This window comes from Pseudomonas sp. (assembly GCF_030690725.1).
Taxonomy (GTDB): Bacteria; Pseudomonadota; Gammaproteobacteria; order Pseudomonadales; family Pseudomonadaceae; genus Aquipseudomonas.
In genome coordinates this window covers 99,243-121,062 of sequence record NZ_JAUYGD010000044.1, presented here as the reverse complement: position 1 = coordinate 121,062, position 21,820 = coordinate 99,243, and the positions used below count along the sequence as shown (strand labels likewise).

Below are 21,820 nucleotides of genomic sequence, written 5' to 3'. Positions count from 1 at the left end.
CGCAGCTTATCACAGAAGCTGACCGTTCAGTCCGGCGGGCGCCGTGCGGTTCAGGCAGGCGGCCCGCAGGCAAGTGCACAGGGGCTACTGCTGCAACTGGCTGGCGAACTGCTCTACGGCCTGTACCACCTGCTTGGCGCCTTCCTGAATTTCCACAATGACCGTGCCCGCCTCGTTGGCCAGGTCCAGGCCTTGTTCGGCCTGCTGACGGCTGCTGGCCATGCTGCTCACTGCCTGCTGGGCCAGGCTCTGGTTTCTTTGCACCACGTCGACGATTTCCTCGGTGGCCTGACTGGTGCGACCGGCCAGTTGCCGCACTTCGTCGGCCACCACGGCGAAGCCGCGGCCCTGATCGCCGGCCCGCGCGGCTTCGATGGCCGCGTTCAAGGCCAGCAGGTTGGGCTGTTCGGCAATGCCGCGAATGGTCTGCATGATGGTGCTGATCAGTTGCGACTGCTTGTCCAAGGCCTCGATGCCCTCGCTGGCGTCCTGCATTTGCTGGGCGATGCGCTGCATCACTGCGACGGTCTGGCTGACCACGTTGGCGCCTTTGTTGGCGCTGGCGTCCGTTTGCTGCGAGATGCTGTAGGCCATGTTGGCGGCATTGGCCACGGCCGCTTCCTGGTTGACCTGGTCGGTGATCACCGTGGCGAATTTGACCACTTTATAAAGCTTGTTGTGGTTATCGACGATGGGGTTGTAGGAGGCTTCCAGCCAGACCGTGCGGCCCGCACTGTCGATGCGCTTGAAGCGCCCGGCGATATACTCGCCGCGGTTAAGCCTGGCCCAGAAGGCCTGGTAAGTCTGCGAGTTGTATTCCTCGGCTTCGCAGAACTGGCGGTGATGCTTGCCCTTGATCTGTTCCAGGCGATAACCCATGCCATCAAGAAAACGCTGGTTGGCGGTGAGAACTTCACCGGCCAGGTTGAATTCGATCACCGCGGTGGAGCGCAGCAGTGCATCGATCAGGCCTTCGTGCTCGCGGGAGGTGGCGATGGTGCGGGTCAGGTCGGTGGCGAAACAGGCGAAATAGAGCAGCTCGCCACGGCCATTCAGCACGGGCTGCCAGACGGCGCGGAGCCAGGCTTCCTGGCCGTTGCCGCGCAGCAGGCGAAAAGCACCATTGAGGTGTTCACGCTGGCGCAGGGCCTGCTGCAGGTTCCGGTAATTGGGTTCGTTATGGAACGAGGTGGGGATCAGTGATTCCAGCGTGCGACCCAGCAGGGTGCTGCGCTCGTAGTACATCTCGCGAAGAAAATCGTCGTTGGCGTTGCGGATCTTGCCACTCGGGTCGATCTCGATTACCAGCATTTCACTGTAAATCGAGTCGCGGATCTGCCGCAGGCTGGCCAGCTCTTCACGCAGTTCGGCCAGCTCCTCTTTCAATTTGTTGTTGAACATCGCAAGGCACCTTGTAAAACAAAGGTTGGCTGATCCCTGAGTGAGTTGAGCTCGTCCTTAGCGGGTTATCGGCAGCAAATACCGTTGCTCAAGTGTAGTTGAGCAGCAGGGCGCAGCGTCAGGCGCTGCGCGGGTGCTTACCTGAGTTGCTGCAGCAGCTCATGGCTGGGGTAACCATCGGCAGGCTGCCCCTGAGATTGCTGAAAGGCGCGCACGGCCTTGCGCGTGTTGGCACCGATGATGCCGTCCGCCGGGCCTGGCTCGTAGCCTTTGCTGGCCAGCAGTTCCTGCAGTTCGATGCGTTCGCTGCGGCCCAGTTGGCGGTCGCCACGTGGCCAGGCGGCCTGCACGCCGGGGTTACCATCCAGCGCATCGCTGAGCAGGCCGATGGCCAGTGCGTAGGCGGTGGAGTTGTTGTACTTGAGAATGCTGCGGAAGTTGTTCAGCAGCAGGAACGCCGGGCCGCGATGGCCCGCAGGCAGAAACAGCGTGGCCTGGCTTTGCTCGTTGGTATCAATGGCTCTGACCGGGTTGATCCCGAGGATGCGCCACTGCGCCAGGCTGCGGCGTACTTCCGGGTCGGCCAGGGCGTAATCGAAGCCCTGCGGCAGATTCACTTCAAAGCCCCAGGGTTGGCCGTTTTCCCAGCCCGAGGCTTGCAGGTAGTGGGCGGCAGAGGCGAGGGCGTCAGGGGTGGAGTTCCACAGATCACGCTTGCCATCGCCATCAAAATCCACGGCATGTTGATTGAAGGTGGTCGGCATAAACTGGGTTTGCCCCATAGCGCCCGCCCATGAACCGATCAGGCCCTGCGCTGGGCCGTCGCCGGCTTGCAGGATCTGCAGTGCGGCCAGCAACTGGCTGCGCCAGAACACCTGGCGGCGGCCGTCGTAGGCCAGGGTGGCGAGGGAGCGGATGACGTTATGGCTGCCGATATTGCTGCCGTAATTGCTTTCCATGCCCCAGATCGCGATCAGCACTTCATGGTCGACGGCGTAGGCGCGGCGGATGGCTTTTAGGGTTGGTCGATGCTGCGCTTTGAGTAGGCGGCCTTGGGCGATACGCGAGACGGACACGGCGCCATCAATGTAGTCCCACACCGGACGGGTGAACTCCGGCTGGCTGTTGTCGGAGGTAACGACTCTGGGGTCCAGGGTGATGCCGGCGAATGTGCGGTCGAACAGTGCTGCGTCGATCCCGGCGGCGATGGCATCGCTGCGCAGCAGCATGCGCCATTCATCGAAGCTGAGTAACGGGGTTGGGCTGCTGGCCACACTAGCGGCTGGGCTGGCGGGTACTGCGCTAGTCGTGACTGGCGCGGCTGCAAGCGGCTGGGCCGGCGCTTCGGCGCAGGCAGTCAGAAGCAGCAGGAGGCAGGCGATGGCGCTATGGGACAGGCCCCGAAGAAGCAGGTAAGGCATGGTGATCTCGGCACATTTTGCAGGCCGTAACCTTAGCATGATTGAACTGATGTGCGGGTGCTAGCGGGCTGTGGCGGGCTTTTCAGGCGGCCAGAACGTATGAAGCCTCCCAGTTTTGCTGGGAGGCTTCGCGGCGGTAGCTGCCTTTGCCTTTGCCGGGTGTTTCCTGGCGTGAGCGAAACAGCGGTTGGGCTATCAGGGATTTGGCCTTGTTGGGGCCGCGTTTGGCTTTCTTCGCCATGACGGTTCCTCGGTAAATGGCCTGCACGTCGCAGGCGGGCGAAGCATGATCCGCATGCAGCTAAAAGTCCAGAGACTGGGCGCTAGCGGGTTAGGCCCAGGCGTTGGCCGCAAATGTTCAGGGTCAACAAGCTCAGGCCGCTCCAGGGATCGCCGGCCGCCTGGCCTTTGATCTGTGCGTCGATCTGCTGGGCATCCTGCAGCAGCGCGGCCCAGCGGGCGGCGGATAAGCGTTGCAGGGCTTTGCTGACCAGCGGACGGCGCTTGTCCCAGACTGGCGGGCGGGCGGAGCTGAAGGCTTTTTCCAGCGGCGTACCCTGGCTGTACTGCTGGGCGATGCTGGCCAGTAGACGGATTTCCCGGGCCAGGGCCCAGAGAATCACCGGCGGCTCGACGCCTTCACCGCGCAGGCCTTCGAGCATGCGCAGAGCGTGGGCGGCTTCGCCATTGAGGGCCGCATCGATCAGGCCGAATACATCAAAACGCGCGCTGTCGGCGACCGAGGCATGCACGGTGTCGACGTCGATCTGCGTGCCTTCGGCGAGCAGCTTGAGCTTTTCGATTTCCTGGGCGGCAGCCAGCAGGTTGCCTTCGACGCGCACGGCAATCATGTCCACCGCTTCGGCGCTGGCGCTGAGGCCCGATTGCGCCAGGCGCTGGCGAATCCATTGCGGCAGCTGGTTGGCATCGACCGGCCAGATCTGTACGAACTGCGTCTGCGCACCCTCGATCAGCGCTTTGCCCCATTTAGTCTTCTGCGCGCTGCCGTCGAGTTTCGGCAGGCTGATCAGCAGTACGGTGTCTTCGGCGGGGCGGGCGAGGTATTCGAGCAACGCCGCAGCGCCCTTGTCGCCGGGCTTGCCGTTGGGCAGGCGCAGCTCAAGCAGGCGTTTGTCGGCAAACAGCGACAGGCTGGCACCGGCTTGCAGCAGGTTGCCCCAGTCGAAGTTGTTGTCGGCGTTGAACACCTGGCGCTCGCTGAAACCCTGCTGGCGGGTTGCGGCGCGAATGGCGTCGGTGGCTTCCTGGCAGAGCAGTGGCTCGTCGCCACTGACCACATACACCGGGCTCAGGTTGCCCTGCAGGTGTTTGCCGAGTTGTGCGGAGTTAAGTTTCATGGGGGCGCAGAGCTGGGCCGCTGGCGCGGCCCGGCGAGCTTACTGGGCGGGAATCGGCAGCTGAATCGGCGACTGCTGCGGTTGCGCCGCCTGTTGCTGGCGAGCGGCTTCCAGGGCATCGGCTTCGGCTTGGGCCTTGGCTTCTGCGGCTTGCTGCAGTTGGTCCAGTTGCGCTGGGCTGATCTGTTGCAGGCGCTGCACCAGTTGTTGGATCAGTTCGCGGTTCATTTCCTGGCGCAGCTGCGCGGCTTCCTGGTCACCGCCAATCAGGTTGTTGCCGTCCTGGGTGTAGAAACTTTGGGCTTCCAGCTTGTCGCTCATCAGCAGCAGGTCTTTGCTGCCACGGATCTCGTATTCCAGGGTTTTGTTCAGCTCGTACTCGGCGGTGCGGGCCGAGCTGGTGAAGCTGGCGGCGCGGCGATTTTCCTGCTCGTTGCTCAATACCAGGCGGTACTGCGCGCCTGGGTAGACCTTGACGCCGTTGTTCTGCAGCACGTCGCGCACTTCGTTGACGGTTTCGCCATAGGCGTTGCGTGCGCTGACATCCAGTTCCTTGAGGGCGAACTGTACGTCACCGGTGCCGCGCAGCTGGAAGCCGCAAGCGCTGAGCAGGGTAGCCAGGCCAATTACCAACAGATTCCGTTTGATCATCTTTTATCCCCTTGGCGTGTCTTGCGGCGCGCCGTTGTGCGGTCGCGCCGAGCTTAATCAGTTGGCGACTAGTCAGTTGGCAACAATGTTGACCAGTTTGCCTGGCACCACGATGACCTTGCGAATGCTCAGGCCTTCGGTAAAGCGCAGCACATTCTCGTTGCTGCGGGCGCTGGCTTCGACCTCTTCGCGGCTGGCGCTGGCCGGCACTTCAATCTGCCCGCGCAGCTTGCCGTTGACCTGGATCACCAGGGTCAGGCTGTCCTGCACCAGGGCAGACTCATCCACCTGTGGCCAGGCGGCATCAATGATGGCCTCGTCGTGGCCCAGTTCCTGCCACAGCTGATGGCTGATATGCGGCGTGATTGGCGCCAGCAGCAGCGCCACCGCTTCCAGACCTTCCTGCAATAGGGCGCGGTCCTGAGCTGTGGTTTGTGCGGCTTTCTCCAGCACGTTCATCAGCGTCATCACCTGGGCGATGGCGGTGTTGAATTTGTGGTGCTGGCCGATATCGAAGCTCGACTGCTTGATCGCCAGATGAATCGCGCGGCGCACGGCCTTCTGCTCGTCATCCAGGCTGGCCAGGTCGAGTGCGCCGGCGATGCCCTGGTTGACGTGGTTTTGCGCCAGGCGCCAGACGCGGCGCAGGAAGCGGTTGGCGCCTTCAACGCCGGAATCGGACCATTCGCAGCTCATGTCGGGCGGCGAGGCGAACATCATAAATAGGCGGCAGGTGTCGGCGCCGAACTGATCGATCATCGACTGTGGGTCGACGCCGTTGTTCTTCGACTTGGACATCTTCTCGGTGCCGCCGATTTCCACCGGCAAACCATCGCTTTTCAGTTTGGCGCTGATGACCTTGGCTTTGCTGTCACGCTCCAGCTCGACATCGGCCGGGTTGAACCAGTCCTTACCGCCGTTTTCCAGGGTGCGGTAGTAGGTTTCCGCCACCACCATGCCCTGGGTCAGCAGGTTCTTGAACGGCTCATTCGATGACACCAGGCCTTCATCGCGCATCAGCTTGTGGAAGAAGCGCGCGTAGAGCAGATGCAGGATCGCGTGTTCGATACCGCCGATGTACTGATCCACCGGCAGCCAGTGATTGGCAGCCTCAGGGTCGACCATGCCGCCGGTGTAATGCGGGGAGGCGTAGCGGGCGTAATACCAGGACGACTCGACAAAGGTGTCCATGGTGTCGGTTTCGCGCTTGGCCGGTGCGCCGCATTTCGGACACGTGCACTGGTAAAACTCGGGCATACGCGCCAGCGGGCTGCCGGCGCCATCCGGCACTACGTCTTCAGGCAGCACGACCGGCAGTTGGTCTTCCGGTACCGGTACGTCGCCGCAGGTATCGCAATGGATGATCGGGATCGGGCAGCCCCAGTAACGCTGGCGGCTGATGCCCCAGTCGCGCAGGCGGAACTGGGTTTTGCGCGCGCCATGCTCATTGGCTTCCAGATCAGCAACGATAGCGTCGAAGGCTGCGCTGAAGTCGAGGTTGTCGTACTTGCCCGAGTTGATGGTGCTCAGACCAGCCTTGTCGCCGTACCAGTCTTGCCATTGAGCGGCGTCGTATTCTTTGCCTTCACCGGCATACACCTGGGTGATTGGCAGGCTGTACTTGTTGGCGAATTCGAAATCACGCTCGTCGTGCGCAGGCACGGCCATCACTGCGCCTTCGCCGTAGCCCCACAGCACATAGTTGGCGACGAATACCGGCAGCTTGTCGCCGGAGAGCGGATGAACAACGAATTGCCCGGTAGCAACGCCCTTCTTCTCCATGGTGGCCATATCGGCTTCGGCCACGGAGCCGGCTTTGCATTCGGCGATAAACGCCGCGATAGCCGGATTGCTCGCAGCGGCGCGCTGGGCCAGCGGATGCTCGGCGGCCACTGCGACGTAGGTCGCGCCCATCAGGGTGTCGGGGCGGGTGGTGTAGACCTTGAGCTGGCCGTCGATGCCGACGCTGGCCTGGTCGTAGTCGAACACCACATCGGCACCGAAGCTTTTGCCGATCCAGTTGCGCTGCATGGTCTTGACCTGTTCCGGCCAGCCATCCAGTTCGTCCAGGCTACTCAGCAGCTCTTCCGCGTAAGCGGTGATCTTGAAGTAGTACATGGGGATTTCGCGCTTTTCGATCACCGCGCCCGAGCGCCAGCCGCGGCCGTCGATCACCTGCTCGTTGGCCAGTACGGTCTGGTCGACCGGGTCCCAGTTAACACTGCCGTTTTTGCGGTAGATCACGCCTTTCTCGAACAGGCGGGTGAACAGCCACTGTTCCCAACGGTAGTAATCGGGTTTGCAGGTGGTGACTTCGCGGGTCCAGTCGACGGCCAGGCCCAGCGACTTGAGCTGGGTCTTCATATATTCGATGTTTTCGTAGGTCCACTTCGCCGGTGCGACCTTGTTCTTCATTGCGGCGTTTTCCGCCGGCATGCCGAAAGCGTCCCAGCCCATTGGCTGCAGCACGTTCTTGCCCTGCATGCGCTGGTAGCGGGCGATCACATCACCGATGGTGTAGTTGCGCACATGGCCCATGTGCAGCTTGCCGCTCGGGTAGGGGAACATCGACAGGCAGTAGAAGGTCTCCTTGCCCGGCTGTTCGCTCACTACAAAGGATTTCTGCGCGTCCCAATGGGACTGCGCGGCGGCTTCGATTTCACGGGGCGAGTACTGTTCTTGCATGGCTACCGGCGCTGGGAATAAGGGCTTGCGGGAAACGCCGTAGCATACATGAGCCCCGCTTATTCAGGGAAACCCTGATTGCGCCGCGCTCCAGCTACGGCGGCCTAGCCGGCTGCACTTAGTCAGCTGCACCTCGCCGGCCGCCCTAGCCGGTCGCGCCGTTTGTCGCGAGGCATCGCCGGTTAAAGCGCGAACGCTAAGCTTGCTATATGGAGCAGCAGCCTGCTCCGGGGCGAGGTGAAGGATGGCGGAGTTTCGGCGTGGTGCAGCGGGGGGCGGGCTTTATGAGCGGCTGCTGCAACGCCTTGCCATGGCCTTGGATGAGGCAGACAGCCTGAGTGCGCTGTCCGCACAACCGCCCCTGGAACTGGAACTGCGCGGCCTGACGGCGGCGGAAATGGAGCTGATCCGCGCTTATCTGGATCGCGACCTGGATTGGCTGCGCGGCTGGCATGCCGCCGCGCAGGAAATGGCGCAGATCGAGCAGCTACCAAGCTCACGCAAGGTCGGCCGCACCGGCCACAAACCCACCGCCGCGCTGCCCGGCAAGATCAAACCGCTGCTTAAACGCCGTTTACAGTTGTGCTGCGCGCTGTGCGGCACTCTGGCCGGCTGGCAGTCCGGCAATGGCGTGCAGGCCTGCAAAGCCTGTGGTTCGCAGTTGTTTCGGGCGAGCAATCATCGGTAGGCTGCGCGCACCCATGGAGGTGCTCAATGCCGATTCGCTACATCCTCAAACAGTTCTTCCTTCCGCCTGGCCTGTTCCTGCTTTTGCTGCTGGCCGCCTGGTGGCTGCGTCGGCGTTTTCCACGGCTGGCGGCAGGCTGCCTGGTTGCCGGGCTGGGCGGTATGTGGCTGTTTAGTCTGCCGGTGGTGGTCGAGTATTCGGCGCGGATGCTGGAAACCGAGCCGGCATTAAATGAGCGGCAATGGGCTGACTTGGCTCGGCAGGCTGAAGTAATTGTGGTTCTGGGTGGCGGGCGTGAGCTGGCTGACCCTGGCTGGGGCGCTGATCAACCCAGCCTGATGGCGTTGGAGCGGGTGCGTTTCGCGGCGCGGCTGGCCAAGGCTTCGGGTTTGCCGCTGCTGACCAGCGGCGGGTTGCACTATGGCGTACCGCCCAGCGAAGCAGCGTTGATGGCTGAGGTGCTGGCGCGCGATTACAAAGTGCCGGTGCGTTGGCAGGAAGGCCTGAGCCGCACCACCTGGGAGAATGCGACCCACAGCGCTGAGCTGCTGAAACAGGCGGGGATTACTCGCGTGGTGCTGGTGACCCAGGCTTGGCATATGCCCAGGTCACGCTGGAGTTTCGAACAGGCGGGTTTGCAGGTAATCAGCGCGCCGATGGGCTTTCTCGGTACGCCCAATGGCCGGCCTGCCGGTGGCTGGCTGCCGGAAAGCAAGGCGGTTTGGCAGAACGGCTTACTGCTTAACGAGGCCGTTGGCCTACTGGGCTATCGGCTGTTCTACCCAGGTACAGCTGCGCCATAGTGAGCCCCGGCTGGCCGGGGCTCACATCATTTAGCTATTGATCTGCTCGGCATGGTGGCAAGCCACTTGCCGCGCATCGAGCAGGCGCAGCGCCGGCTGTTCAACCTGGCAGCGTTCACTGGCGTGCGGGCAGCGTTGATGGAAGGCGCAGCCGCTGGGGGGCGACAGTGGGTTGGGCAGCTCACCACTGATCTTGATCTTCGGTTTGCTCGGATCAGGATGAATGGTCGGCGTCGCCGACAGCAGCGCCTGGGTGTAAGGATGCAGCGGACGGTTGTAGATCAGCTCGCTGGGGCCCATTTCCACCGGGCGGCCGAGGTACATCACCAGTACATCATCGGCGACATGGCGCACCACCGAGAGGTTGTGCGAGATAAACACATAGCCGGTGTTGAACTGCTCCTGCAGGTCCATAAACAGGTTGAGCACCTGGGCCTGGATCGATACGTCCAGCGCCGAAGTCGGTTCGTCCGCTACCAGTACTTTGGGTTGCAGCATCATCGCCCGCGCCAGGGCGATGCGCTGGCGCTGGCCACCGGAGAACATATGCGGGTAGCGCTGGTATTGCTCGGGGCGCAGGCCGACCTGCTGCATCATCGCCTGCACCCGCTCGCGCCGTTCCAGGCGTGACAGCCCGGTGTTGATCAGCAGCGGTTCACCCAATTGGTCGCCGACCTTCTGCCGCGGATTGAGCGAGGCGTAGGGGTTTTGAAAAACCATCTGCACATCACGGCGCAGCTGCTTGCGCTGGGCCTTGTTGGCGCCAGTTACCTCCTGCCCGGCGATCTGCAGCGAGCCCGAACTGGGCTCCTCGATCAATGTCAGCGCGCGGGCCAGGGTGGATTTACCGCAGCCGGACTCGCCGACCACCGCCAGGGTCTTGCCCGCCTGTAATTCAAAGGACACGCCATTGAGCGCCTGTACATGAGCGTTGGGCTGAAACAGGCCGCGGGATATTTCGTAGTGACGGGTGAGGTCTCGGGCAGTCAGGACGGCGCTCATCAGGCCACCTCCGCAGTCAGATTGAGCGGGTAGAAGCAGCGCGCCGCGCCACGTTCATGGGCATCCAGGGTCGGCCGTTGTTCACGGCAATGGGTCTGGGCGTAGGGGCAGCGTGGTGACAGCAGGCAGCCTGCCGGGCGGTCATAGCGCCCAGGAACGATGCCGGGCAGGGTGGTCAGGCGGCGCTGGCCCTGGCTGTGCTCGGGAATCGCCTTGAGCAGCGCCTCGGTGTAGGGGTGGCTGGGGGCGTTGAACAGCTGCGGCACGCTGCCGATTTCCACCGCTTGCCCGGCATACATTACGCAGACCCGCTGCGCGGTTTCGGCCACCACGGCCAGGTCGTGGGTGATCAGCACCAGGCCCATGTCCTGTTCGCGTTGCAGGTTGACCAGCAGGTCCATGATCTGCGCCTGAATGGTTACATCCAGCGCCGTGGTCGGTTCGTCAGCGATCAGCAGTTTCGGTTCGGCGGCAATCGCCATGGCAATCGCCACCCGTTGGCTCATGCCACCGGAAAGCTGGTGCGGGTAGGCATTCAGGCGGCTGGCGGCGGCGGGGATTTCCACCTTGTCGAGCAGTTGCAAGGCGCGCTGGCGGGCGGCCTGGCCCTTGAGGCCAAGGTGCTGGCGCAGCACTTCCTCGATTTGAAAACCCACGGTAAAGCTGGGGTTGAGTGCGGTCATCGGGTCCTGAAAGACCATCGACAGGTCCTTGCCGATGATATGCCGACGCTGACGGCCCTTGAGGCGCAGCATGTCGGTGCCGTCGAACTGCAGGCTGTCGGCCGTGACGATGCCGGGGGCGTCGATCAGGCCCATCAGCGCCATCATGGTCACCGATTTGCCGGAGCCGGACTCGCCGACAATCGCCAGCACTTCGCCCTTTTCTACGCACAGGTCGAGGCCGTCGACCACCGGGATGGCAGTGGCGTCGCCGAAGCGCACGCTGAGGTTTTTGATATCCAACAGGCTCATGCGGGGTTCCTCACTGCGCATTCTTGAGTTTCGGGTCGAGTGCATCGCGCAGCCCGTCGCCCATCAGATTGATTGCCAGCACGCTGAGCAGAATGGTCAGGCCCGGCAGGCTGACCACCCACCAGGCCCGCTCGATATAGTCGCGCGCCGAGGCCAGCATAGTGCCCCACTCAGGCGTTGGCGGTTGTACGCCGAGGCCGAGAAAGCCCAGGGCGGCGGCATCGAGAATCGCCGAGGAAAAGCTCAGGGTGGCCTGCACGATCAGCGGTGCCATGCAGTTGGGCAGCACGGTGATAAACATCAGCCGCGGCAGGCTGGCGCCGGCCAGGCGGGCGGCAGTCACATAGTCGCGGTTCAGCTCGCCCATCACGGCGGCGCGGGTCAGGCGCACATAGGACGGCAGCGAGACGATGGCGATGGCGAAGATGGTGTTGATCAGCCCTGGGCCGAGGATGGCGACGATGGCCACTGCCAGCAGCAACGAAGGCAGGGCCAGCATGATGTCCATCAGACGCATGATCGACGGGCCGAGCAGGCGCGGAAAGAAACCGGCGACCAGCCCGAGAAGGATGCCGGGAATCAGCGACATCAGCACCGAGGCCAGGCCGATCAGCAGCGACAGCCGCGCGCCATGAATCAGCCGCGACAGCAGGTCGCGGCCGACTTCATCGGTGCCCAGCAGGAACTGCAACTGGCCACCTTCCAGCCAGGCCGGTGGGGTGAGCAGGAATTCGCGGTATTGCTCGCTGGGGTCGTGCGGCGCGATCCACGGCGCAAACAGTGCACAGATCACCAGCAGGATCATAAAGGCCAGCCCGGCGACTGCGCCCTTGTTGTGGGCGAAGGCCTGCCAGAATTCCTTGAGCGGCGAAGGGTAGAACAGCGATTGGTCGAGTGTGGCGTGCATGGTCATTGAGCTCTCCTTAGCGCTGATGGCGAATGCGTGGGTTGGCTAATCCGTAGAGGATGTCCACCACGAAGTTGACCAAGATCACCAGGCAGGCGATCAGCAAAATGCCGTTCTGCACCACCGGGTAGTCACGCGCGCCAATCGACTCGATCAGCCATTTGCCGATGCCCGGCCAGGAGAAGATGGTTTCGGTCAGTACCGCACCGGCCAGCAGCGCGCCGACCTGCAAGCCGAACACCGTGAGCACCGGAATCAGTGCATTACGCAGGCCGTGCACAAACACCACGCGGGCCGGCGACAGGCCCTTGGCGCGGGCGGTGCGTACATAGTCCTCGCGCAGCACTTCGAGCATCGCCGAGCGGGTCATGCGGGCGATTACCGCCAGCGGGATGGTGCCGAGCACGATGGCCGGCAGGATCAGATGGCGCAGGGCGTCGACAAATGCGCCTTCTTCGTCGCTGAGCAAAGTGTCGATCAGCATAAAACCGGTGACCGGCGGGATGTCGTACAGCAGGTCGATGCGCCCGGACACGGGCGTCCAGCCCAGCCATACCGAGAAGAACATGATCAGCAGCAGGCCCCACCAGAAAATCGGCATGGAATAACCGGCCAGCGATATGCCCATCACCCCATGGTCGAACAGCGAGCCCCGTTTCAGTGCAGCAATCACTCCGGCGATCAGCCCCAGGGTGCCGGCGAACAGCAGGGCGGCGAGGGACAATTCCAGGGTGGCGGGAAACAGCGTGGTGAATTCGTCCCAGACGCTGGTGCGGGTACGCAGCGACTCACCCAGGTCGCCCTGGGCCAGCTTGCCGATATAGTCGAAGTACTGGGCATACAGCGGCTTGTTCAAACCCAGGCGCTCCATGGCCTGGGCGTGCATTTCCGGGTCGACCCGGCGTTCGCCCATCATCACTTCCACCGGGTCGCCGGGGATCATGCGGATCAGTGCAAAGGTCAGCAAGGTAACGCCGAAGAAGGTGGGGATCAGCAATCCCAAGCGGCGTGCGATAAAAGCAAACATGGGTGTTTGTTACTCCGCATCAGTGTATTCGCGCCAACGGCTACGTGGGCCGCGGGCATATTGTGTCGATCTGCCACTGGCGCGCAGCTGGTGCGCGTCAGTGGCCCCTGTTTTGAGTACGGCTTGCAGAATCAGTGCCGCTTTACCTTGGCGTAATTGTTCGAGCCCATGGGGCTGAGGGTAAAACCCTCGACATCACCACTGACCGCACTGAATTGCTTGGGGTGAGCCTGGGGAATCCACGGTGCCTGCTGATGGAAAATTCCCAGCGCCTGGCGGTACAGCGCAGCGCGCTGCTGTGGTTCGATGGTTTCCCGGGCCTGGGTGATCAATCTGTCGAACTCGCTATCACACCAGCCGGCCTGGTTCTCGCCGCTCTGCGCGGCGGCGCAAGAGAGGTTGGGGGTGAGGAAGTTATCCGGGTCGCCGTTATCGCCGGCCCAGCCCATAAACACCAGGTCGTGTTCGCCGTTCTTCGCGCGCTTGATCAGCTCGCCCCATTCCATCACGCGGATGTCGGTTTTAATGCCGACTGCCGCCAGGTCGGCTTGCAGCATCTGTGCGCCGAGTGATGGGTTGGGGTTGGTTGGGCCGCCGCCTGGGCGCGTCCAGATCGACAGGCTGATGCCATTCGCGTGGCCTGCTTCTGCGAGTAATTGACGGGCGCGCTGAGGGTCGTGGGGCCAGCCCTCAAGCTGATTGTCATAGCCAAGCAGCGTCGAGGGGTAGGGCGCGACGGCCGGGCTTGCACCGTCGGCGCCAAACTGCGCACCGAGGTAGGCCTGCTTGTCGAACGCCAGGTTGATCGCCTGACGCACGCGCACATCGTCCAGCGGTTTATGGCGCACATTGAGGGCAACATAGGCGGTCAGCAGCGAATCCAGCTCCAGTACCTTCAATTGCTTATCGGCCTTGAGCGCCGGCATATCAAAGGGGCGCGGATACAGGGCGATATTGCAGGCCCCCGCGCGCAGCTGCTGGATGCGCACATTGGGGTCGGTGGTGATGGCAAACAGCAGTTTTTCCGACGCCGGCTCGCCATCCCAGTAGTCCGGGTGGCTGCTGTAGCGCACCTGAGCATCCTTGGCGTAGCGCTGCAGCACGAACGGCCCGGTGCCGACCGGTTGGCTGTTGAGTAGCTCCTGCTTGCCGGTCTTGAGTAGCTGCTCGGCATACTCGGCGGAGTAGATCGAGGTAAAGCCCATGGCCATATCCGCGAGGAAGGGCGCCTGCGGCTGATTGAGCACGAAGCGCACGCGGTGCTCGTCGAGTTTTTCGATGCGGGCAATCAGCTTGCCGAATTCCATGGCCTCGAAATACGGGAAGCCGCGGTTGGCCTGAGCATGCCAAGGGTGCTTGGGGTCATGCTGGCGCTGGATGCTCCAGAGCACATCATCGGCGTTCATTTCGCGGCTGGGGGTAAACCAGGCGGTGTGGTGAAACTTCACCCCTTTACGCAGGTGGAAGGTGTAGCTCAGCCCATCGGGGCTGATGTCCCAGCGCTCGGCCAGGGCCGGCTCGATTTCGGTGGTGCCGGGTTTGAAGCGCACCAGGCGATCAAACAGCGCTTCAGACGCCGCATCTGCGGTTACCGCCGTGGTGTATTGCACGATATCGAAGCCTTCCGGCGCCGCCTCGGTGCACACCACCAGTGGTTTTGCCTGGATGGCTGTGCAGCCGAAAGCGAGTAGCAGAGGGAGGTGGCGTAGGTTCAAGTGCATGCTGATTCTCCCGGTGCTTAAAGCAGGTCAAAGGGCAGGGTGCTGACGATGCGCAGCTCGTTGACGCTGCCATCAGCCTGGTTCTGGCTGGCCTTGTGCGACATATAGGTGACCTTGAACGTGCTGTCCTTGATGGTTCCGCTCTGCACCTTGTAGCTCGCCATCAGCCCGTACTCGCGGTGTTTTTCACCGTCCTGGCTGAGCACGTCGGCGTAGTTGGCGTGGGCGCCATTGCGTCCGCCGTCGTAGTGGGTGCCGTCGATATCCCAACCTTTGGCGTACCAGGCCATGGTGCTCAGCCCGGGTATGCCGAAATAGCTCCAATCCGTTTCATAGCGGATCTGCGCGGATTTCTCGTTCGGGCCGTTGTAGTCGGAAAGCAGCGAGTTGGCCAGGTAGATAGCGGACGTTTCGTGCACGTAATCAAAGTATTCATCGCCATCGACCTGTTGCCAGGCCAGGGTCAGGTCGTGAGCCTGATGCCCAAGGGTGAAGGCCAGGCTCCAGGTGTTGTTGTCGATATAACCGGCTTCACGCGCGCCACTGTCACGGGTGTGGTAGCCGTTGAAGGCCGTGCGCAGGGACAGTTGCTCGCGGTCACCGAGGTCGTGGGTAATGCCCAGGTAGTACTGGTCCCAGATGTCTTCAAAACGCCCGCCATACAGCGCAACTTCTAGGTTATCCAGCGCCTTGTAGTTGCCGCCCAGGTAGTTGTAGCGCTCGCCTTCGGCTTGGCGAGTGCCGTATTCGGTGGTCAGGGCTTCATCGCCTGCGCCGGTACGCGGGCTGGTGCGGCGAAAGCTCCCCGCCTGCAGGCTGAGGTTGTCCAGCTCTTCGCTGACCAGTCCGACGCCATTGAAGCTGGAGGGCAGGGCGCGGTTGCCGATGGAGTTGAACACCGGCGTCTCGACCATAAAGCGTCCGGCTTTGAGTTCGCTGCGGGAAATACGCGCGCGCAGGTTGGCGATGCCGAGTTTGGACCAGTGCTCCTGGCCATGACCGTTGCTGTCGGCCAGGGTGCGGTTGCCGCCGCCGGCAATACGGCCCTTGCCGCGTTCCAGGTTGATGGCATTGAACGCCGCCACATCGATGCCGAAACCGACCGTGCCCTGGGTGTAACCGGAGCTGTACTTGAGCTGTGTGCCCTGCACCCAGGTGTCGCGCGACTGGGTGAACTGCGGGCCGCCATCCTTGGGGATGTTCAGGCCGAAGTGCCCCTTGAAACGCTCACGGGCGGCAAAGTTGCGGGTGCTGAGGGTTAGGCTCTGGCCTGCGAAAAAGCCGCTGGCGTTGTCGGCCTGGTTGCTGATCTCGGCAGCCTGGCTGTAACCGCTGAGGGCAAGCAGGGCGAGGCTTAAAGGAATGCTGGTGCGAAGGGCGAATGTCATCTGTTGGGCTCCTGTAACGGCTTTTTTATTAGGCAAGGAGTGCTCATACGGACTACCTGTCGCAGGGGCGAAACAGCCCCGGCAACGCTCGGAAAGCGCATTCTTGCGAACGTTTTGGCAGCTACGAAACACTCAGCCGGTGGTGGCCGGACGAGGAATACAGTCGTTTTTATTAGGTGTTCGGCGGGCGCACTGGCCCGCCGTTGGTGCACGTTCTCAGCGTTTGTTGCTGACGCCGTAGAAGCTGTTGCGCCCGAAGGGGCTGATCTCGAAGCCTTCTACGCTGTTGCGCATGGGCTGGTAGACCGTTGAGTGCGCGATCGGGGAGATCGGCAGTTGTTGCTGGATGATCTGCTGCGCCTGCTGATACAGCTCGCTGCGGGCGTCGCGATCGGTAACGGCCTTGGCCTGCTTGACGATCTTGTCGTAGCCGGCATCGCACCATTTGGAGAAGTTGTTGCCGTTGACCGAGTCGCAGCCGTATAGGGTGCCCAGCCAGTTGTCCGGGTCACCGTTGTCGCCGGTCCAGCCAATCAGCATGGCGTCATGCTCGCCGGCATGGGCGCGCTTGATGTACTCGCCCCACTCGTAGCTGACGATTTCTGCCTTGATGCCGACCTTGGCCCAGTCGGCCTGGAGCATTTCGGCCATCAATTTGGCGTTGGGGTTATACGGACGCTGCACGGGCATGGCCCACAGGGTGATCTTGGTGCCTTCGGTAACGCCAGCTTGCTTGAGCAGGGCCTTGGCTTGCTCGATGTCTTGCGGGATAGCGTTAATGCTTTCGTCATAGGACCACTGGGTCGGTGGCATGGCGTTGACCGCCAGTTGCCCGGCGCCCTGGTAGACCGCGCTGATGATCGCCGGTTTGTCGATGGCCATGTCCAGTGCCTGACGCACTTCGACTTTGTCGAAGGGGGCGCGGGTCACGTTGTAGGCGATGTAACCCAGGTTGAAGCCAGGCTGGCTCGGCACCTGCAGATTCGGGTCTTTTTGCAGCGCGGCAAGGTCAGCCGGGCGCGGGTTGAGGGTGACCTGGCATTCGCCAGCCTTGAGCTTTTGCGCACGCACCGAGGCGTCGGTGTTGATGGCGAAGATCAGGTTGTCGATCTGCACATCTTCCGGCAGCCAGTAGTCCTTGTTGCCCTTGAAGCGGATCTGCGCATCTTTCTGGTAGCGGTTGAACACAAACGGGCCGGTGCCGATCGGCTTCTGGTTGATGTCGGCGGCCTTGCCGGCCTTGAGCAACTGCTCTGCGTATTCGGCGGAGTGGATGGCGGCGAAGTTCATCGCCAGGTTCTGGATAAAGGCCGCGTCCACGTTATTGAGGGTGAAGCGCACGCTGAGGTCGTCGACTTTCTCCACCTTGGCGATGTTCTTGTCCAGACCCATGTCGGTGAAGTAGGGGAACTCGGTCGGATAGGCCTTACGGAATGGATGATCCTTGTCGAGCATGCGCTGGAAGGTGAAAACCACGTCGTCAGCGTTGAACGTGCGGCTGGGGGTGAAGTAGTCGGTGCTGTGGAATTTCACCCCGGGACGCAGTTTGAAGATATAGCTGAGGCCGTCTTCACTGGCCTGCCATTCAGTCGCCAGGGCCGGTACGGCCAGGGTGCTGCCGCGCTCGAACTGGGCGAGGCGGTTGAACAGAGTTTCCGAGGCTGCATCAAAATCGGTGCCGGTGGTGTACTGGCCTGGGTCGAAGCCGCCGGGGCTGCCTTCGGAGCAGTACACGAGGTTGCTGGCGGATGCGTAAGTCGAGCCGAGAAACAGTCCGGCAACGAGCATGGCCTGGATGGACGTGTGAGTGCGCATGAGTACCTCATTTATTCTTTTTTTGGGCGTCATTGAGGGTCAGCCTCGTGGGCTGTGATCAGCACCGCTGCGTTCCGCCCTATCGGGTGAATAGGCCGGCCCAGAGCTGCGGTGGAGCGAAAACGCTCAGCAACCTGTCGCGCTCGAAATTAAGTCATGCTGAAATTGAGGTCAACAAAAATTAAGCGCTACTAACATTTGTTGTCATCACACTGTGCTAGCGTGCACCCGTTATCGGGGTCAGGGCGTGCTGTGGTCGTCGAACAGGCTGAGGGTGGTGATGGCCAGCATTTCCGCTACCTCGTTACCGACATTGGCCAGACGGTGGGCCTTGCCGGCATCGAAGTGCACTGAGTCGCCCGCGCTTAATGGGTACTGGCGGCCGTCGATGGTGTAGAGAATCTTGCCGGATAACACGTAGGCAAATTCGGCACCTTCATGGGCGATCAGCTCGGATTGGTAGCCGACTGGCATGCTCATTTTTACTGCGTTCAGCTGGTTGCCCGGGAAGCTGCTGGAAAGCCGCTCATAGGCCAGGGGCTGGCCTTCGATGGTGTAGCGCACCCGTTCGCCCTGGTGCGAGTCGGGTTCAGGTTGCGGCGGTTGATCGAACAGCACGTTGAGCGGGATGTCGAGCGACTTGGCGATGCTGGCCAATGAGGAAATCGAGATGCCGGTCAGGTTGCGCTCGGCCTGGGAGAGGAAGCTGGCGGTGAGCCCCGATTCGCTTGCGACTTCATTCAGGGTCTTCTTCGCGGCCCGCCGGTAGCGGCGCAAACGTTCTCCGATGCGATCTGCGGTCATAACCCTGGCTCGTGCTGAAAGAGCGCCAGTATACCGTTCGGCGCCGCGCTTAAAAGTCGTCGGACAATACCTGTGAATTTAAGTAGCACTAAAATAATCGTTGCGCTCTATTTAAGCCGGACTTAAATTTCACCGGGCCAACTTACAGATCATACAAAGGAGCGCGAGATGACTCTCGGTGTCGGAGGTTGTACGCCGCAACAGGCGCTTGCCGGGCTGCACAACATGATGGATGGCGTGCAACCAATCGCGCTTGGTGAATACCAGGCTCGGGTGAGTCGCGCCCAGGCGCTGATGCAGGCCGAAGGTATTGCCGCGATGTTTATCAACGCCGGCAGCAATCTGCAGTATTTCACCGGCGTGCGCTGGCATCCCAGTGAGCGCATGGTGGGCGCGATTCTCCCGGCCGAGGGGCCGCTGGAATACCTGGCTCCGGCATTTGAGGTCGGTACCATTCGCGATTTTCAGGTGCTCGTTGGCGCCATCAATACCTGGCAGGAGCACGAAAGCCCCTATCAGTTGCTGCTCGATACGCTGCAGCGGATGGGCATCGCGGCGGATCAAGAGCAGCCCGTGAAAATCGGCCTCTGTCCGACGCTGGCATTCTTTATGGTCGATGGTATTCGCCGCTTGGCCAGGGGCTACGAGTTTGTCGATGCGGCAGTGGTCAGCGGCTACTGCCGGCAGCGCAAATCAGCGGCCGAGCTGGCCCTGATGCAGCGCGCCAAGGACATGACCCTTGAGGTGCACAAGGCTGTCGCCAGTGTGCTGCACGAGGGCATCAGCACCACGGCGGTCGCCGAGTTTATCCAGCAGGCGCATCGCGCCGTCGGCGCAGCGGGCTCGACGTTCTGCATCGTGCTGTTTGGCCCAGCCAGTGCATTTCCCCATGGCGTCAAACACGCGCAGATCCTCAAGCAGGGCGACATGGTGCTGATCGACACCGGCTGCCAGGTGCATGGCTATCTGTCGGACATCACCCGCAGCTATGTCTTCGGCGAGCCTAGTCAGCGTCAGCGCGACTTCTGGAATATCGAGAAAGCCGCGCAGCTGGCTGCATTCGAGGCCGCGCAGCTCGGCCAGCCCTGCCAGGCGGTGGATGCTGCGGCGCGGCGCACTCTGGAAGCGGCGGGCCTGGGCCCGGATTACAAGTTGCCGGGCCTGCCGCATCGCACCGGCCACGGTATCGGCCTGGATATCCATGAAGGGCCCTATCTGGTGCGTGGCGATCTGACGCCGCTGGCCGAAGGCATGTGCTTCAGCAATGAGCCGATGATCTGCGTGCCGGGCGAGTTCGGCGTGCGTCTGGAGGATCACTTCTACATGAGCGCCGATGGGCCGCGCTGGTTCACCGCGCCGAGCCATTCGTTGGATGATCCGTTCGGTCTGGGATAAGGGCTGGTGCAGTAAATAAAACGGCGGCCATTGGCCGCCGTTCTTTATTGCCGGGGTGGTTACTTGACGCCGACGCCGTAGAAGGAGTTCAGCGCGAACGGGCTGATGCGGAAGTCTTCGACCTTCTTGCTCATTGGTTGGTAGACAGTGGAGTGGGCGATCGGAGTGATTGGCACTTCACGCTTGAGGATCACCTGCGCCTGCTTATACAGCTCGGTGCGTTCGGCGGTGTCGGTCACGCGCTTGGCGGCTTTCACCAGTTTGTCGTAGTCGGCATGGCACCACTTGGAGAAGTTGTTGCCGTCCACCGCATCGCAGCCGTACAGGGTGCCCAGCCAGTTGTCCGGGTCACCGTTGTCGCCGCTCCAGCCAATCAGCATGGCGTCGTGTTCGCCAGCCTTGGCGCGCTTGAGGTATTCACCCCACTCGTAGCTGACGATCTTGGCCTTGATGCCGACCTTGGCCCAGTCGCTTTGCAGCATCTCGGCCATCAGCTTGGCGTTGGGGTTGTACGGGCGCTGCACGGGCATGGCCCACAGGGTGATTTCGGTGCCTTCCTTGATGCCGGCGGCCTTGAGCAGCTCTTTGGCTTTTTCCGGGTTGTAGGCAGGGTCCTTGATGCTGTCGTCATATGACCACTGGGTTGGCGGCATGCCGTTGGTCGCGAGCTGGCCGGCAGTCTGGTACACCGCGTCGATGATGCCTTGCTTGTTCACCGCCATGTCCAGCGCCTGGCGCACTTCGAGTTTGTCGAACGGCGGGTGGGTGACGTTGTAGGCGATATAGCCGACGTTGAACCCGGCCTGCTCGGGCATGTCCAGGTTCGGGTCTTTTTTCAGCGCGTCGAGATCCGCCGGGCGTGGGAACAGGGTGACCTGGCATTCGCCTGCCTTGAGCTTCTGCATGCGCACCGAGGCGTCGGTGTTGATGGCGAAGATCAGGTTGTCGATCTTCACCTCGTCCGGCTGCCAGTATTCCTTGTTGCCCTTGAAGCGGATCGAGGCGTCCTTCTGGTAGCGGCTGAAGACGAACGGGCCAGTGCCGATGGGCTTCTGGTTGATGTCGGCGGCTTTGCCGGCCTTGAGCAGGCTATCGGCGTATTCGGCGGACTGGATCGAGGCAAAGCTCATCGCCAGGTTCTGGATAAAGGCGGCGTCGACTTCGTTGAGGCTGAACTTGACGGTCATGTCGTCGAGTTTTTCGATCTTGGCGATGTTCGCGTCCATGCCCATGTCGGTGAAGTAGGGGAACTCCGACGGGTAGGCTTTGCGGAACGGGTGGTCCTTGTCGAGCATGCGCTGGAAGGTGAACAGCACGTCATCAGCGTTGAAATCGCGGCTCGGCTTGAAGTATTCGGTGGTGTGGAATTTCACCTTGGGGCGCAGGTGAAAGGTGTAGCTCAGGCCGTCTTCGCTGATGTCCCACTTCTCGGCGAGGCCCGGGATTACGGCGGTGCCGCCACGCTCGAACTGGCTCAGGCGGTTGAACACGGTTTCCGCTGCAGCATCGAAATCGGTGCCGGTGGTGTACAGGCCAGGGTCGAACCCGGCGGGGCTGCCTTCGGAGCAAAACACCAGGTTGCCGGCGGCGCTGGCAAGTGGTGTGCTGGCGATCAGCCCAGCGGCGAGTAAAGCCTGGATGACGGCGTTCTTACGCATAGTGACCTCATGGTTATTGTGGTTGTGATCCTGAGGGGCCTCTTGTGGAGACCTTGGATGAAGCTATGCAGGGCGTATGCCGTAGGCAAGTGGCATGTCGCAGAGAGAACAGGAATGACGAT

General features: G+C 62.0%; 17 protein-coding genes and 2 pseudogenes. 3 read left to right on the top strand and 16 right to left on the bottom strand.

Translation table 11 applies throughout. The features are described 5' to 3' along the window. Positions 1-84: 84 nt before the first annotated feature. The 7 genes and pseudogenes from Q8O69_RS22190 to leuS all read right to left on the bottom strand — a co-directional run. A pseudogene (locus Q8O69_RS22190) lies at positions 85-522 on the bottom strand (methyl-accepting chemotaxis protein); the annotation flags it as partial. Positions 523-624: 102 nt separating this feature from the next. Beyond that, positions 625-1,401 (bottom strand): annotated as a pseudogene (locus Q8O69_RS22185) (PAS domain-containing protein); the annotation flags it as partial. A 137-nt stretch (positions 1,402-1,538) separates the two neighbouring features. Next, complete coding sequence (locus Q8O69_RS11315) at positions 1,539-2,822, bottom strand: lytic murein transglycosylase (protein ID WP_275961915.1); 1,284 nt, start codon at positions 2,820-2,822, stop codon at positions 1,539-1,541. A gap of 82 nt (positions 2,823-2,904) precedes the next feature. Continuing rightward, the gene (gene arfA / locus Q8O69_RS11310; protein ID WP_275961914.1) at positions 2,905-3,063 is read right to left on the bottom strand and encodes an alternative ribosome rescue factor ArfA; all 159 of its coding nucleotides are present in this window, start codon (positions 3,061-3,063) and stop codon (positions 2,905-2,907) included. Between the two features lie 82 nt (positions 3,064-3,145). Continuing rightward, positions 3,146-4,180 (bottom strand): DNA polymerase III subunit delta, encoded by a 1,035-nt coding sequence (gene holA / locus Q8O69_RS11305; RefSeq protein WP_305592160.1) that lies wholly within the window; start codon positions 4,178-4,180, stop codon positions 3,146-3,148. 39 nt (positions 4,181-4,219) lie between these two features. After that, on the bottom strand, positions 4,220-4,831 hold the full coding sequence (gene lptE / locus Q8O69_RS11300; protein ID WP_305592158.1) for an LPS assembly lipoprotein LptE: 612 nt from the start codon (positions 4,829-4,831) through the stop codon (positions 4,220-4,222). 72 nt (positions 4,832-4,903) lie between these two features. Beyond that, complete coding sequence (gene leuS, locus Q8O69_RS11295) at positions 4,904-7,516, bottom strand: leucine--tRNA ligase (protein WP_305592156.1); 2,613 nt, start codon at positions 7,514-7,516, stop codon at positions 4,904-4,906. A 244-nt stretch (positions 7,517-7,760) separates the two neighbouring features. Between leuS and Q8O69_RS11290 the strand changes: the two genes are divergently transcribed. Both Q8O69_RS11290 and Q8O69_RS11285 read left to right on the top strand, forming a co-directional pair. Further along, positions 7,761-8,204, top strand: coding sequence for a hypothetical protein (locus tag Q8O69_RS11290; RefSeq protein ID WP_305592154.1), 444 nt, complete (start codon positions 7,761-7,763; stop codon positions 8,202-8,204). A gap of 26 nt (positions 8,205-8,230) precedes the next feature. Further along, positions 8,231-9,007, top strand: coding sequence for a YdcF family protein (locus Q8O69_RS11285; RefSeq protein ID WP_305592152.1), 777 nt, complete (start codon positions 8,231-8,233; stop codon positions 9,005-9,007). Positions 9,008-9,037: 30 nt separating this feature from the next. On the opposite strand, the gene Q8O69_RS11280 is transcribed toward Q8O69_RS11285, so the two are convergent. From Q8O69_RS11280 to Q8O69_RS11245, 8 genes are all read right to left on the bottom strand, one after another. After that, a complete protein-coding gene (locus tag Q8O69_RS11280) occupies positions 9,038-10,009 on the bottom strand; it encodes a peptide ABC transporter ATP-binding protein (RefSeq protein ID WP_305592150.1) in 972 nt (323 codons plus the stop codon). Continuing rightward, positions 10,009-10,983, bottom strand: a complete 975-nt coding sequence (locus Q8O69_RS11275) for an ABC transporter ATP-binding protein (RefSeq protein WP_305592148.1) — start codon at positions 10,981-10,983, stop codon at positions 10,009-10,011. The genes Q8O69_RS11280 and Q8O69_RS11275 overlap by 1 nt, the downstream gene beginning before the upstream one ends. A gap of 10 nt (positions 10,984-10,993) precedes the next feature. Next, positions 10,994-11,896, bottom strand: coding sequence for an ABC transporter permease subunit (locus tag Q8O69_RS11270; protein WP_305592146.1), 903 nt, complete (start codon positions 11,894-11,896; stop codon positions 10,994-10,996). Positions 11,897-11,906: 10 nt separating this feature from the next. Beyond that, complete coding sequence (locus Q8O69_RS11265) at positions 11,907-12,917, bottom strand: ABC transporter permease subunit (RefSeq protein WP_305592144.1); 1,011 nt, start codon at positions 12,915-12,917, stop codon at positions 11,907-11,909. 131 nt (positions 12,918-13,048) lie between these two features. After that, positions 13,049-14,638: an ABC transporter substrate-binding protein gene (locus tag Q8O69_RS11260; RefSeq protein ID WP_305592142.1), complete on the bottom strand. Its 1,590-nt coding sequence runs from the start codon at positions 14,636-14,638 to the stop codon at positions 13,049-13,051. Positions 14,639-14,655: 17 nt separating this feature from the next. Further along, the gene (locus Q8O69_RS11255) at positions 14,656-16,026 is read right to left on the bottom strand and encodes an OprD family outer membrane porin (RefSeq protein WP_305592140.1); all 1,371 of its coding nucleotides are present in this window, start codon (positions 16,024-16,026) and stop codon (positions 14,656-14,658) included. Positions 16,027-16,242: 216 nt separating this feature from the next. Then, positions 16,243-17,814, bottom strand: coding sequence for an ABC transporter substrate-binding protein (locus Q8O69_RS11250; protein ID WP_305592210.1), 1,572 nt, complete (start codon positions 17,812-17,814; stop codon positions 16,243-16,245). Between the two features lie 267 nt (positions 17,815-18,081). Then, entirely contained in the window at positions 18,082-18,645 is a 564-nt protein-coding gene (locus tag Q8O69_RS11245; protein WP_304868279.1) for a cupin domain-containing protein, read from the bottom strand. 168 nt (positions 18,646-18,813) lie between these two features. On the opposite strand from Q8O69_RS11245, the gene Q8O69_RS11240 reads away from it, so the two are divergent. Next, entirely contained in the window at positions 18,814-20,040 is a 1,227-nt protein-coding gene (locus tag Q8O69_RS11240; RefSeq protein ID WP_305592138.1) for a Xaa-Pro peptidase family protein, read from the top strand. Positions 20,041-20,099: 59 nt separating this feature from the next. Here Q8O69_RS11240 and Q8O69_RS11235 read toward each other — a convergent pair whose 3' ends face one another. After that, entirely contained in the window at positions 20,100-21,698 is a 1,599-nt protein-coding gene (locus tag Q8O69_RS11235; RefSeq protein ID WP_305592136.1) for an ABC transporter substrate-binding protein, read from the bottom strand. Positions 21,699-21,820: the final 122 nt, after the last annotated feature.